This window comes from Actinoplanes lobatus (assembly GCF_014205215.1).
Taxonomy (GTDB): Bacteria; Actinomycetota; Actinomycetes; order Mycobacteriales; family Micromonosporaceae; genus Actinoplanes; species Actinoplanes lobatus.
Map to the genome: position 1 here is coordinate 3,838,626 of NZ_JACHNC010000001.1, position 13,217 is coordinate 3,851,842.

A 13,217-nucleotide genomic window follows, 5' to 3' on the forward strand; every position below is an offset into this window, starting at 1 on the left:
CCCCGGAAGGGCCGAGAGGGCCCGGGAGGCCGTCGGAACGCGGGCAGGAAAGCCGCGAGAGGGCGCGGGAGGCAGCGCGAGAGGGCGCGGGAGCCGCAGAACAGTTCAGGAGGGGCGGTGGGCAGAAGAAACGGATGCCCGGCACGACGCTGTGCCGGGCATCCGAAGAAGCCGGGTATCGGGCACGCCGTTGTGCCCGATACCTGGAGCGGGGGATCAGCTCTTGCTGATCGCCTTGCGGTAGTCGCTGTTGAGGCGGCCGATGAGGCTCAGCGGGATGCCCTTCGGGCAGACCGTGGTGCACTCGCCGGCGTTGGTGCAGCCGCCGAAACCGGCGTCGTCCTGTGCCTGGAGCATGTCGATGACGCGGCTGTCCCGCTCGGGCTGGCCCTGCGGCATCAGACCGAGGTGGGCGATCTTCGCCGCGGTGAAGAGCATCGACGAACCGTTCGGGCAGGCCGCCACGCAGGCGCCGCAGCCGATGCAGGTGGCCGCCTCGAACGCGGCGTCCGCGTCCTTCTTCGGCACCGGGGCGGCGTGGGCGTCCGGCGCGGTGCCGGTCGGGGCGGTGATGTAGCCACCGGCCTGAATGATCTTGTCGAAGGCGCTCCGGTCGACGACCAGGTCCTTGATCACCGGGAAGGCGGCGGCACGCCACGGCTCGACGTCGATCACGTCGCCGTCCTTGAACTTCCGCATGTGCAGCTGGCAGGTGGTGGTGGCCTTCTCCGGGCCGTGCGCCACACCGTTGATGACCATGCTGCACGCGCCACAGATGCCCTCGCGGCAGTCGTGGTCGAACGCGATCGGGTCGTCACCGTTGAGGATCAGCGTCTCGTTGAGGACGTCGATCATCTCGAGGAACGACGCGTCGGCGGAGATGCCCTTGACGTCGTAGGCGACCATCTTCCCGCCGGCCGTGGGACCGGATTGACGCCACACCCTGACCTTGATGTCCATTACTTGTAGCTCCGCGTGCTCGGGTGGACGTACTCGAAGTTGAGGTCTTCCTTGTGCAGGGTCGGCTTGCCGTCGGCGCCGAAGTACTCCCACGCCGCGGCGTAGCCGAACTCGTCGTCGTGGCGCAGCGCCTCACCGTCCGAGGTCTGGCTCTCGGCCCGGAAGTGACCACCGCAGGACTCGCGGCGGTGCAGCGCGTCGATGCACATGAGCTCGCCGAGCTCGAGGAAGTCGGCCACCCGGCCGGCCTTCTCCAGGTTCTGGTTGAGTTCCTCGCCCTTGCCCGGCACCTTCACCCGGGTCCAGAACTCCTCCTTGAGCGCCCGGATCAGACCGATGGCCTTGGTCAGGCCCTCCTCGGTCCGCTCCATGCCGCAGTACTCCCACATGATCTGGCCGAGCTCGCGGTGGAACGAGTCCACGGTCCGGTCGCCGTCGATCGACAGGAACTTGGCGATCCGGTCCTCGACCTGCTTGCGCGCCTCGACCACGGGGGCGTCGGTTTCCGACACCTTCTCGAAGGGCCCGGCGGCGAGGTAGTTGCTGATCGTGTTCGGCAGCACGAAGTAGCCGTCGGCCAGGCCCTGCATCAGCGCGGACGCGCCGAGCCGGTTGGCGCCGTGGTCGGAGAAGTTCGCCTCGCCCACCACGAACAGGCCGGGGACGGTCGACTGGAGGTCGTAGTCGACCCACAGGCCACCCATCGTGTAGTGCACGGCGGGGTAGATGCGCATCGGCGTCTCGTACGGGTCCTCGCCCGTGATCCGGTCGTACATCTCGAAGAGGTTGCCGTACTTCGCCTCGACGGCCTTGCGGCCCAGCCGCTTGATCGCGTCGGCGAAGTCCAGGTAGACGCCGAGACCACCGGGGCCGACACCGCGGCCCTCGTCGCAGACGTTCTTGGCGGCACGTGACGCGATGTCCCGCGGCACCAGGTTGCCGAACGACGGGTAGATCCGCTCCAGGTAGTAGTCGCGGTCCTCCTCGGCGATCTCCCCGGCGGGCTTCTGGCAGTCCTCGGCCCGCTTCGGCACCCAGACCCGGCCGTCGTTACGCAGCGACTCCGACATCAGGGTCAGCTTCGACTGGTGCGAGCCGGACTCCGGGATGCAGGTCGGGTGGATCTGCGTGTAGCAGGGGTTCGCGAAGAGCGCGCCCTTGCGGTGGGCCCGCCACGACGCCGTGACGTTGCAGCCCTTGGCGTTGGTGGAGAGGAAGAAGACGTTGCCGTAGCCACCGGAGGCGAGCACCACGGCGTCCGCGAACTCGGTGGTGATCTCGCCGGTGACCATGTCCCGCACGACGATGCCGCGGGCCTTGCCGTCGACGATGATCAGCTCGAGCATCTCGTGCCGGGCGTTCATCTCGATGTTGCCGAGGCCGATCTGCCGCTCCATCGCCTGGTAGGCGCCGAGCAGCAGCTGCTGACCCGTCTGGCCCCGGGCGTAGAAGGTCCGGGACACCTGGGTGCCACCGAAGGAGCGGTTGTCGAGCAGGCCGCCGTACTCGCGGGCGAACGGGACGCCCTGGGCCACGCACTGGTCGATGATGTTCACCGACACCTGGGCGAGCCGGTAGACGTTCGACTCGCGGGCCCGGAAGTCGCCGCCCTTGACCGTGTCGTAGAAGAGGCGGTAGACGGAGTCGCCGTCGTTGCGGTAGTTCTTCGCGGCGTTGATGCCACCCTGCGCGGCGATCGAGTGCGCGCGGCGGGGGCTGTCCTGGTAGCAGTACGACTTGACCCGGTAGCCGGCCTCGGCCAGGGTCGCCGCGGCCGAGCCGCCGGCCAGGCCGGTGCCGACCACGATGACCGTCAGCTTGCGGCGGTTCGCCGGGTTGACCAGCTTGGCGGAGAACTTGTGGCGCTCCCAGCGGGTCTCGACCGGCCCGTCCGGGGCGGCCTTGTCGACGACCGGTTCGCCCTCGGTCCAGAATTCGTTAGCAACCATGATCAACCCACCAATCCGGTCAGGACCGCGAAGGGCACCGACAGGTACATCGCGACGAGCACCACCGAGAGGACCAGCGCGACGGCCTTGGCCCGGCGCTCACCCTTGGTGGTCTGCTGGCCCAGCGTGCGGAACGCGCTCCAGATGCCGTGCCGCAGGTGGAAGCCGACGGACACCACCGCGAGGGTGTAGAAGAGGGTCACGTACCAGCGGTCCGGGGCGAAGCCCTCGATCACGCGGGCGGACGGGTCCGTGTCGCCGCCGGCCGGGTTGAACGTGCCGGTCGTCAGGTCGAGGATGTGGTAGATCACGAACAGCACGATGATCACGCCGCCCCAGCGCATGGTGCGCGCGGCGTAGCTGCCCTGGATCTTGGGCCGGTGCGCGTACTTGACCGGCCGGGCCTTCTTGGCGCGGATGGTCAGCGCCGTGGCCGCCCAGATGTGCAGGCCGATGCCGACCAGCAGGCCGGTCCGCTGGAGCCAGAGGAACCAGCCGTGCGGCAGCAGGGGTGTGCCCAGCTCCCGCAGCCACTCCGCGTAGTGGTCGAAGGCCGTCGCGCCCACGAAGATCTTGAGGTTGCCCGCCGCGTGCGCGAAGAGGAACAGCACCAGCAGCGCGCCGCTGACCGCCATGATCATTTTGAGGATGACCGACGAGGGCCGGACCGACTTCGGCGGCGTGGGGCGTGCCGTCGCACCCGCCGCGTTGGTCGTCGTCTTCGGAATAGGAGTGTCTACCGCCACGAGTTGGAAGGTAGGAAGTCCTGAACGATTCGTCTAATGCATGCCGGGTCGGCCTACCATAGATATAGGCTATTACCGTGCAGCTGCAACAACTCAGGTACTTCGTAGCGGTGGCAGAGTTTAGACATTTCACCCAAGCGGCGGACGAACTCGGCGTCTCCCAACCTACTTTGAGTAAGCAGATTCACACCCTGGAAATGTCACTCGGAGCCCCCCTGTTCGAGCGGATCCGCGGCGGAGTCACCCTCACCGTGGCCGGGGAGACGCTGCTCCCGCTGGCTCAGCGCATGATCGCGGACGCCGACGCGGCCCGGGACGCGGTCGCCGACATCGTCGGCCTGCGCCGTGGCGAGGTCCGGCTCGGCGCCACCCCCAGTCTCTGTTCCTCCCTGCTCCCGGCCGTGCTGCGCGGCTACCGCGCCGAGCACCCCGGCATCCGGCTGCACGTGACCGAGGGCAGCTCCCAGGACCTGATCGCCGACCTGCTCGCCCACACCCTCGACCTGGCCCTCGTCGTGCTGCCCGAGCAGGGCGCCGACCCGGTCCTGGAGACCGTCGAGCTGCTCCGGGAGAGCCTCGTGGTGGCCTCGGTCGCCTCCGGGCCGTCACCCACCGTGGCCCGGCAGCTGGACCTCGCCGAGCTGCGGCACACCCCGATGGTGATGTTCCGCGACGGGTACGACATCCGTGACGTGACCCTGCAAGCCTGCGAGCGGGCCGGGTTCACCCCCAAGTTCGCGGTGGAGGGCGGCGAGATGGACGCCGTTCTGGCCTTCGTCGAGGCCGGCCTCGGGGTGGCCCTGGTGCCGAGCATGGTGCTCGTCAACCGGCCGCTGCTGCGCGCCACGCCCCTGGCCCCGCCCGGCATGCGGCGGACCATCGCACTCGCCCAGCGCCGGGCCGCCATCCTGCCGCACGCGGCGGCCGCCCTGCGGGAGGCGGTCATCGAGCACATCGCGGCCGGCGAACTCCCGTTCGGGGTACGCGCTCTGTGATCCAGCGTCCACTTCGGGTAGTCAAGTGGGAACCCCGCGTTTAGCATCCGAGTGTGTGGCATGGCGAGTACCGGCATCCCAGACTGGTCGAGGTCTCCGACACCGAGCGGCTGTGGGGCTGGGAGGACGACTTCTTCATGCGGGTGCTCGCTGAGCGCACCGCACCCCGGGTCCTCGACATGGGCTGCGGCACCGGGCGGCTGGCCATCGCGATGGCCGGCGCCGGCCATGAGGTGACCGCCGTCGACCCGGCCGGGGCCGCGCTGGACGTGGCCCAGCGAAAAGAGGGCGCGGCCGGGGTCCGCTGGCTCCAAGGGTCCTTCGAGGACCTTCCGGACCGGCCGTTCGACGCCGCCTTCATGACCGGTCACGTCGCCGAGCACATCGTCACCGACGAGGACTGGTCCGGGGCGCTGCACCGGTTGCGCGGTGCCCTGGTCACCGACGGGCGGCTCGTCCTGGACAGCCGTGACCCGGCCGGCCTGCCGTGGCGGGAGTGGGCGCCGGACGACACCCGGCGGGACATCGTGCTGGCCGACGGCTCGGTGGTGGAGGCGTGGAGCGAGGTCACCTCGACCGAGAAGGACGTGGTGTCGGTCGTCCATCACTACCGGTTCGACGACGGGCTGGAGCTGACCAGTTCGGCCGCCCATCGCTTCCGTGACGAGATACAGCTGCGCGACTCGCTGCGGGCGGCCGGCTTCCGGGTGGATCAGATCTACGGCGGGTGGGGCCGTGAGCCACCCGGGCTCAGCGGGGACGGTGAACTGATAGTGATCGCGATCGCCGAGCCTCGAATGCTGCCGTGATGTGCCGCTTTACCCGCTGAACCATTGCGGGACATGAATCCCGGACTACTATCCGGCACGCATCGGTACCGACCATTACGACGGGGTTGGGTGACATGTCCGACAACGAGTGGCCAAGGGAGTTGCCTCCACCGAACCACGGTGACTGGGGCGACGAACCCCCGCAGGCTCGCAGCCGCATGTTGCTCTCCGCCGCCCTGGTGATCGTGGTCCTGCTGGTCGCCGGCGGGGTCGCATGGCAGCTCATGCGCAACGGCTCCGCCCAGCCGGCCACGCAGCCCAGCGCCGCCCCGCTGCCGTCGTCGACCCAGCCCAGCGTCGCGCCCTGCCCCGACCCGGAGCTGACCGTGGCCGCGGCGCCCGAGATCGAGCCGGTGATCAGGGCCGCCGCCGTCACCCTCAACCCGCCCGGGCAGCGCTGCGCGCCGATCCTGGTCCGGGCCGAGGAGTCCGGCGTCACCCTCGCCGAGGTGGACCAGCCGGACGTCTGGGTGCCGTCCAGCAGCGCCTGGCTGCGCATCGCCGAGGAGAACAAGCTCGCCTTCCGCACCTCCGGGGCCACCCTGGCGTACTCGCCGATCATGCTGACCGCGCCCGAGGCGATCGGCAGTCTGTACATCAAGGACGGCAAGACCACCTGGAACGAGCTGATCGAGGGGGTCGCCGGCGAGCGGATCCCGGTGGCCACCATGTCCGATCCGCTGACGACCACCACCGGCCTGCTCAGCGTGCACGGCGTGCACGCGGCCACCGCCCTGGCCGCCAAGGACCCCGGCATCGCCCAGCTCCGGGCGCTCACCCTGCGCAGCCGCCTGACCGACGCCACCGCCGACCCGGGCCGCCTGCTCGCCCGGATGGCCGCGCAGTCCGACACCACCTCCGCGGTCTACGACATCGGCGTCTTCCCGCTGATCGAGCAGCAGCTCCTCGCCTACCAGAAGGGTGGGCACCAGGTGGCGCTCACCGGTGCGGCGCCCTCCGACGGGATGGTCGAGGCCGACTACCCGTACGCGATCCGCAAGGGCGCCAAGACCGGCCTGGCCGACCGGCTGCGCGCCGCGATCACCAAGCAGGCGCTCACCGAGGCCGGTTTCCGTACCGAGCCGACGGCCGGCGGCGCCCGCCTGCCCGGCACCGGCAAGGCCCTGCTCGACCCGGCCCGGCAGTGGGCCGGATTCCAGAGCCTCGCCTTCCAGGTGCTGCTCCTGATCGACGCCTCCGGTTCGATGAACGAGAAGATCGGCGGCGGTCCGGCCACCAAGGCGTCCCTGCTCCGCGAGTCCGGTGCGAGCGCGGCCCAGCTGTTCAACCGGGACACCACCATCGGTATGTGGTATTTCGGGGCCGGCGCCGCGAGCAGTACCGCGCACACCGAGGAGGTGTCGTTCGGGCCGATCAACGGCGACGACGGGGGCAAGAAGCGGCGGGACGCCCTGACCGAGAAGATCAAGACTTACCGGCCGCAGTCGAACGCCGGCACGCCGCTCTACCAGAGCGTCCTCGACGGTGTCGACGCGATGCGTAAAGAGGTCAAGTCCGGCCGGCCCTCGGTCGTGGTGGTGCTCACCGACGGCGCCGACGGCGGGACCAGGTTCGCCATGTCCCAGCAGGAGTTCCAGAAGCGGCTCGCGGCCGGCCAGGATCCGGCCCGGCCCGTCCCGGTGATCGCGGTCGGTTACGGCCCGGACGCGAACATGCCCGCGTTGCAGAGCATGGCCAAGGCCACCGGCGGCCAGGCGATCGCCGCCAAGAATCCGGCCGACCTGGCCTCCGCCATGGCCAAGGCCTTCCTCGCGGCGCGAGCCGCCAACTGAAGGCAACTAAAAGGCCGGACCGATCTGATCGGCGACGATCCGGGCGGACAGGGTGACCATCGGCAGCCCGCCGCCCGGATGCACCGACCCGCCGACCAGGAACAACCCGTCCACCGGCCCCCGGTTGCCGGGCCGCAGCAGCCCACCCGCGGTTCCGTAGATGGCCCCGCCCGGCGACCCGGTCGCCTCGGCCAGGTCGGCCGGCGTACGCGTCTCGGCGAACTCCAGCCGCTCCCGCACGTCCAGCCCGCGCCGGGCGAGCACCGCCAGCACGTGATCCGCGTACGCCCCGGCCAGCCCCGGCCGCCGCCAGTCCACAGCGGACCATCCGGTGCCCTGCCGTGCCGCGTTGACCAGCACGAACCACGCCTCCCGGCCGTCCGGCCGAACCAGCGGATCGTCGGCCCGGGTGATGAACACCGCCGGATCGTCCACCGGCCGCGCCCGCCGCCCCGGCGCCCCGAAGACGGCGTCGAACTCCGCGTCGTAGTCGGCCGGGAAGAACACCGTGTGATGCGCCAGCTCCGGAGTCTCCCCGCGCACGCCGAGCAGCAGCACGAACCCGGCCAGGCTCCGGTCGGCCAGCCCGCGCAACGGCTTCGGCGCGGGCAGCAGATCCCGGTACAGGGTGACCGCGTCCACGTTGGAGACCACTACGTCGGCGGGCTGGAACTCGCCCGACGCCAGGCGCACCCCGCGCACCCGGTGGTCCGCCTCGATCGCCGTCACTTCGGAGCGCAGCTTCACCCGTACCCCATGATCGGCGCACCGGGCGTGCAGCGAGTCACCGAGCGTGACCAGACCGCCCGGCAGATACCACCCACCGTGCGTGAGTTCGGCGTAGGGGATCGCGGCGAGCGCCGCGGGCGCGCGGCGCGGATCCGTCCCGGTATAGGTGGCATACCGGTCCAGCAGCATGCGCAACCGCGGATCCCGCAGGTAGCGCCGGCCCAGCGCCCGCAGCGACGACCACGGCGCGATCGCCGCGAGATCACCCACCCGCCAGGAGAGCCGCGCCAGCGACGCGGCACTCACCGGACGTTGCAGCACCGACTCCCACGAGGCGTGCCAGATCCGCGCGGCCCGCCGCCAGAACCGGTCCCAGTCCGCGGCCGCCTCCGGGCCCAGCGCCGCGCCGATCCGCTCCAGGAAGACACCGTGATCGGAGGACGAGTCGAGCGTCACACCGTCCGGGAAGACGTGCCGCACCACCGGATCCAGTGGTTGCGGCCGCAGGCCCAGACCCAGGTCGGCGAACACCTCCGGCAGCGTGAGCAGGCTCGGGCCGGTGTCGAAACGGTAGCCGTCCCGCTCGTGGACACCCAGCTTCCCGCCCGGCCGCGCCGCCCGCTCGTGCACGGTCACCCGATGCCCGGCGGCGGCCAGCCGCAACGCCACGGCCAGCCCGCCGACCCCGGCGCCGATCACCACGATCTCACTCACCGCATCGCCTCCCGCACGGTCACAGAGCCCGGCCACGCCAGGTGAGCAGGTTGCGGCGTCGCCGGTGGAACGAGCGCGCGACCAGCCAGCCGAACAGCACGATCGAGAGCGGGTGCGCGAACGCGTCCGGGACGGCCCGGCCACCGGTCGCCACCGCGCTGATCACCCGGCCGGTCACCCCGAGCAGGCAGGCGGCCAGAGCGACGTCCCACCAGGGACTCATCAGGAACAGCATCGGTACGGCGTACAGAAGAAGGAGAAGGACCACGACGGCGGACGCGCCGAACGCGGAGCCGAACGACGCCCACAGCGATTTGCCGTAACCGTCGGTGAGTTCCCGCCAGGAGCCGTACATGTGACAGGTGGCCAGGCGGGAGCCGTCGGCGAGCGCGATCCGGCCGCCGGAGCGTTTCACCGCGCGGGCCAGGCCGATGTCCTCGAGCACGTCGTCGCGAACCGCGGCGTGACCACCGGCCCGCTGATAGCCGGCGCGATCCAGGACCAGCCACTGCCCGCCCGCGGCGGCCAGCGACGGCCGCGGCGAGCGCTCCATGCCGCGCAGCGGCAGAAACGTCAGCCAGGACCATTGCAACAGCGGTTGCACCAGCCGCCCGGCGCCGACGATCTTGGGGTACGGCGAGAGCAGCGTCACCCCGGCACGCCGCAGAAGCCCGGCCGCCCCGGCGATCGCGTCCGGTTCCAGGACCACGTCCGCGTCGACGAAGACCAGCACGTCCGCGTCGGCGGCGCTGTCGGCCAGTTGCCGGCAGGCGTTCGGCTTGCCGAGCCAGCCCGCGGGCGGGGCGGCCCCGGTGAGCAGGCGCACCCGCTCGTCCCCGGCGGCGATCCTCCGGACCACGTCGGCGGTGCCGTCGGAGGAGGCGTCGTCGAGGACGTGAACGGTCAGGTCCGGGACGCCGCGCTGGGCCAGCAGCGACCCCAGACAGGGGGCGACCCGCCCGGCCTCGTCGCGCAGCGGCAGCAGAACGGCGACCCGCTCGCCGGTGACCGCGTCCCGGCGCGGGCGGCGCAGCAGCAGCGCGTTGACCGCGGTGTGCGCGGTGAGCAGCAGCAACGGCGCCAAGGTGAGCCAGACGATCATGCGCGCAGCCGGGGCAGCAGCGGCAGGACGACGGCGCCCATCAGCACGCCACCCCACGCGGCGGACGCGGGCAGGCCCAGGAAGACGGCGTGCGCGAGAACCGACGAGAAGTAGGTCCACAACCAGAGCGCCAGCATCGGGCCGTCACCGGGCGTGGCGACGGCAGGCCCGGCCGCGAACGACAGAGCCGTCATCAGCAGCAGCGCGAACCCGAGCCAGCCCAGGTGATTGCCGATCGGCACGCCGGGCACACCGGGCAGCGCCGGAGCCGGATCGTGCCAGCGCCAGTAACCCTCGGCGACCATCTGCGGATCGAGGAACAGATCCCAGGCCGCCAGACCGACGGCCGCGACCGCGATCCGGGCCGCGCGGCCCTTGGCCACGCGCAGCGCCGCGAGCCACGCCGGCCAGGCCATCCAGGTCCAGGCCAGCGGGATGATCAGGGGTACGCCCAGCAGTTTCGGCCCGAGCTGACCGGAATAGTCGTAGGAACCGAACGGGAAACCGGTCGCCACCCCGATCGCCTCGACCGCGAAACCACCCAGCATCGCCGTGCCGATCAGCGCGGCCGCGGCCCGCACCCCACGGCTGAGCAGCGCGTGCGTCACCGACAGCAGCACCCCGATCAGCACGGTGGCCACGGTCAGCCCGGCACGGGTGTCACCGGTGGTGAGCGGATACCAGACCTGGGCCAGCACCAGCCCGCCGAGCAGGAACCACACCGCTCAACCGCCGGCCTGCCGCTCGACGATCGGGATCTCCCGCCCGAGGATCGCGAACGCCCGCTCGTCCCCCGGGAACAGGAAGTCGCGCAGCACGTCGCTGAACCCGAACCGCCGGTACAGCCGCCAGGCCCGGGACGTCTGCTCGTCGGCCTCCGGAGTGGACAGCAGCACCGTTTTTCCCTCGGCCATCGCCAGCAGGGCACGCAACTGCCGGGCGCCGATCCCGTGACCCTGCGCCGCCGGGCGGACGTGCAACTCGACCACCTCGAAACAGTCGGCCAGCCACCGGTGCCGGGCCTGCTCGTCGAGCGCGGACCGGACCTGGTCGTGCCACCACTGGCCGGGAGCGGAGGTGTAGCCGTACCCGAAGCCGGCGACCCGGCCCTCCGCGGTCAGCGTGGCCACCGCCCGGAAGCCGGGCCGCCGCGCGTGCGAGCCGATGTAGCCGCGGCGGGTCTGCAACAGCTCCTTGCGGTAGCCCATCGCCTCGCCGTAGACCGCCACCACGTCGTCGAGCCGGCGCAGCAGGTCATCCGGCTGCCAAGCAACGAGCCTCATCGCGTCGTCCGCTCCTTCTCGTCAGCGGTCCATCCCAGGACGGTCCGGTCGCCGCTGATGTCCAGCACCGCGAAACGGGCGAAGAGCTCCTCCGCGTACCAGCGGTCGGCGGGGGTGCGGGCGATCACCGCGCGGTGTTCTGGCTGACGGTACGCGAACGCGGTGAGATCCGCCGCGCCGCGCCACACGCTGACCGTGCCCTGCCAGCCGATCGGCGCCTCACCCACCCCGAAGCGGGCCAGCAGCCCCGGCGCGGCCGACAGTTCCCGGGCCACCGCCGGCACCGCCCGCCAGAACCGCAGCGCCCGGGACGGCCGCAACCGGGCCCGGGTCAGCGCCAGCACCATCCCGTCCGGTCTTTTCCCGGACGGCGTGAACGGGCTCCTGCCACCCCAGGCGCCCCTGCTGACCAGCGGTTCCAGATCGACACGCGCCTGCTTCACGGCGATCCGCTCCCACGTGGGGAACCGCACCGGGCGGTCGCTCACGGTGATCGCCGCCCAGCGGGTCAGGTCGGTGTCGCCGGGGCCGAAGGTGGAGCCGGTGCCCGTACCCAGGAATCTGCCGAACCGGACCCCGGAGAGATGGCGGCGGGCGAAGGCCATGCGCAGCATGGCGGAGCCGACGGCCTGCCGCGGGACCCGCCAGACGTGCAGGCTGACCAGATCATCGGTCACCGCGCCACGGTACCGCGGCCTCCGCGGGGCTTCCGGCTACGCGACCTCGGCCGGGCTTCCGGCCGTCACGCGGACCAGCTCCGGATAGGTGATCGGAAAGACCGACCGGGGTACGCCGCCGGCCGCCCAGATCACCGGACAGCTCTCCAGATCGACGTCGACCAGGGTGCGCACCGGCTTCGGATGGCCGAGCGGGGCGACCCCGCCGATCGCCTGGCCGGTGTGCTCCCGGACGAACTCGGGTGTGGCGCGGCGCAGTTTCGCCACGCCGATCGAGGCGGCCACCTTGGCGGTGTCCACCCGGTGCGCGCCCGAGGTCAGGACCAGCAGCGGCTCGCCGTCGGCGTCGAAGATCAGCGAGTTGGCGATCTGGCCGACCGTCACGTCCAGCGCTGCGGCGGCCGCCGCAGCGGTGTGCACCGCCTCGTCGAGGATGACGATGTCGGCCACGTCGGCGCCGGCTTCCCTCAGCGCCTCCCGGACCGCGATGACGTTGGGATGATTGTGCATCCCCTCATCCTGCCCGACTGTCCGCTTCGGTCAGTGACCGACAGCCTTGGCGCTGGCCTCCCACAATCGCGCGGCCAGGGCGCTGTCGCCGGCGTGCGCGGCCGGCCGGGTGACGGTGCGGCCCACGTAGTAGCCGCCGTCCACCAGCTCCGCCTCGGGCGTGGTGGCCAGCCAGACCAGCAGCTCACCGGCCTTCTCCGGGGTGACCAGGAAGGGCGCGTAACGGTAGAAGAGCCGGGTGACCCGGCCGGTGCCGAAGTTGGTGCGCACCACACCCGGATGGAAGGACACGCTGAACACCTCCGGCCAGCGGCGGGCCGCCTCGGCGGTGAACAGGATGTTGGCCGCCTTGCTCGCCCCGTAGGCCTGCCACGAGCTGTACCGCGCCGGATCGCCGGCCAGCCGCTCCGGATCGGGGCTGCCCTGCATGTGTGCCCGGGACGCGGTGTTCACCACCCGGCCGCCCTGCAACTGCTCCCGCAGCAGGCCGGTGAGCAGGAACGGCGCCAGGTGATTGCCCTGGATGGTGGCCTCGAGGCCGTCGCCGGTGCGGCGGAACTCCCCGACCATGCCGCCCGCATTGTTCGCCAGCACGTCGATCCGTGGACAGGCCGCGCGCAGCTGATCGGCCAGGGCGCGCACCTCGGCGAGGCTCTCGAAGTCGGCCCGGAAGGCGGCCGGCTCCCGCCCTCCTGCCGCCGTCACCCTCTCGACGGCGGTGGCCAGCCGGCCGGGATCGCGGCCGACCAGCACCACCTCGTCGCCGCGGGCGGCGAACTGCTCCGCTGCGGCCAGGCCCACGCCGGAACTCGCCCCGGTCACCACGATCGTCGCCATGCCGCCATGGTAGTCACGAAGCCGTCGATCATCCGTTCGAAAAAGCCGGTGGCACGGCGCCGTGAAGGTTGCCTTTTTGTCGGAGGGGGGTG

13 protein-coding genes are annotated in these 13,217 nt (G+C 71.4%); 3 read left to right on the forward strand and 10 right to left on the reverse strand.

The genetic code is table 11. The annotated features are described in order from the left end of the window. Positions 1 to 216: 216 nt before the first annotated feature. The 3 genes from BJ964_RS18065 to BJ964_RS18075 are packed head-to-tail and all read right to left on the reverse strand — an operon-like array spanning position 217 to position 3,559. A complete protein-coding gene (locus tag BJ964_RS18065; RefSeq protein WP_188121750.1) occupies positions 217 to 960 on the reverse strand; it encodes a succinate dehydrogenase/fumarate reductase iron-sulfur subunit in 744 nt (247 codons plus the stop codon). Next, a complete protein-coding gene (locus tag BJ964_RS18070; RefSeq protein WP_188121751.1) occupies positions 960 to 2,909 on the reverse strand; it encodes a fumarate reductase/succinate dehydrogenase flavoprotein subunit in 1,950 nt (649 codons plus the stop codon). Before BJ964_RS18070 ends, BJ964_RS18065 begins: the two co-directional genes overlap by 1 nt. Before the next feature lie 2 nt (positions 2,910 to 2,911). Continuing rightward, a complete protein-coding gene (locus BJ964_RS18075) occupies positions 2,912 to 3,559 on the reverse strand; it encodes a succinate dehydrogenase cytochrome b subunit (protein WP_268248042.1) in 648 nt (215 codons plus the stop codon). 167 nt (positions 3,560 to 3,726) lie between these two features. Between BJ964_RS18075 and BJ964_RS18080 the strand changes: the two genes are divergently transcribed. From BJ964_RS18080 to BJ964_RS18090, 3 genes are all read left to right on the forward strand, one after another. After that, complete coding sequence (locus BJ964_RS18080) at positions 3,727 to 4,650, forward strand: LysR family transcriptional regulator (protein WP_188127015.1); 924 nt, start codon at positions 3,727 to 3,729, stop codon at positions 4,648 to 4,650. Positions 4,651 to 4,703: 53 nt separating this feature from the next. Then, positions 4,704 to 5,459: a class I SAM-dependent methyltransferase gene (locus BJ964_RS18085; RefSeq protein WP_188121753.1), complete on the forward strand. Its 756-nt coding sequence runs from the start codon at positions 4,704 to 4,706 to the stop codon at positions 5,457 to 5,459. A gap of 95 nt (positions 5,460 to 5,554) precedes the next feature. After that, positions 5,555 to 7,273, forward strand: coding sequence for a substrate-binding domain-containing protein (locus tag BJ964_RS18090; RefSeq protein ID WP_188121754.1), 1,719 nt, complete (start codon positions 5,555 to 5,557; stop codon positions 7,271 to 7,273). 6 nt (positions 7,274 to 7,279) lie between these two features. Here the strand turns inward: BJ964_RS18090 and BJ964_RS18095 are convergent, their stop codons facing one another. From BJ964_RS18095 to BJ964_RS18125, 7 genes are all read right to left on the reverse strand, one after another. Beyond that, positions 7,280 to 8,716 carry a phytoene desaturase family protein gene (locus BJ964_RS18095; RefSeq protein ID WP_188121755.1) on the reverse strand — a complete coding sequence of 479 codons (1,437 nt, stop codon included), beginning with the start codon at positions 8,714 to 8,716 and terminating at the stop codon, positions 7,280 to 7,282. Positions 8,717 to 8,735: 19 nt separating this feature from the next. Continuing rightward, complete coding sequence (locus BJ964_RS18100; RefSeq protein ID WP_188121756.1) at positions 8,736 to 9,818, reverse strand: glycosyltransferase; 1,083 nt, start codon at positions 9,816 to 9,818, stop codon at positions 8,736 to 8,738. Further along, the gene (locus tag BJ964_RS18105) at positions 9,815 to 10,540 is read right to left on the reverse strand and encodes a carotenoid biosynthesis protein (RefSeq protein ID WP_188121757.1); all 726 of its coding nucleotides are present in this window, start codon (positions 10,538 to 10,540) and stop codon (positions 9,815 to 9,817) included. Before BJ964_RS18105 ends, BJ964_RS18100 begins: the two co-directional genes overlap by 4 nt. A 3-nt stretch (positions 10,541 to 10,543) precedes the next feature. Beyond that, positions 10,544 to 11,101, reverse strand: a complete 558-nt coding sequence (locus BJ964_RS18110) for a GNAT family N-acetyltransferase (protein ID WP_188121758.1) — start codon at positions 11,099 to 11,101, stop codon at positions 10,544 to 10,546. Beyond that, entirely contained in the window at positions 11,098 to 11,715 is a 618-nt protein-coding gene (locus tag BJ964_RS18115; RefSeq protein ID WP_229807331.1) for a monooxygenase, read from the reverse strand. The genes BJ964_RS18110 and BJ964_RS18115 overlap by 4 nt, the downstream gene beginning before the upstream one ends. 99 nt (positions 11,716 to 11,814) lie before the next feature. Further along, positions 11,815 to 12,288, reverse strand: a complete 474-nt coding sequence (locus tag BJ964_RS18120) for a YbaK/EbsC family protein (RefSeq protein WP_188121760.1) — start codon at positions 12,286 to 12,288, stop codon at positions 11,815 to 11,817. 30 nt (positions 12,289 to 12,318) lie between these two features. Then, positions 12,319 to 13,125: an SDR family NAD(P)-dependent oxidoreductase gene (locus BJ964_RS18125; protein ID WP_188121761.1), complete on the reverse strand. Its 807-nt coding sequence runs from the start codon at positions 13,123 to 13,125 to the stop codon at positions 12,319 to 12,321. Positions 13,126 to 13,217 lie beyond the last annotated feature (92 nt).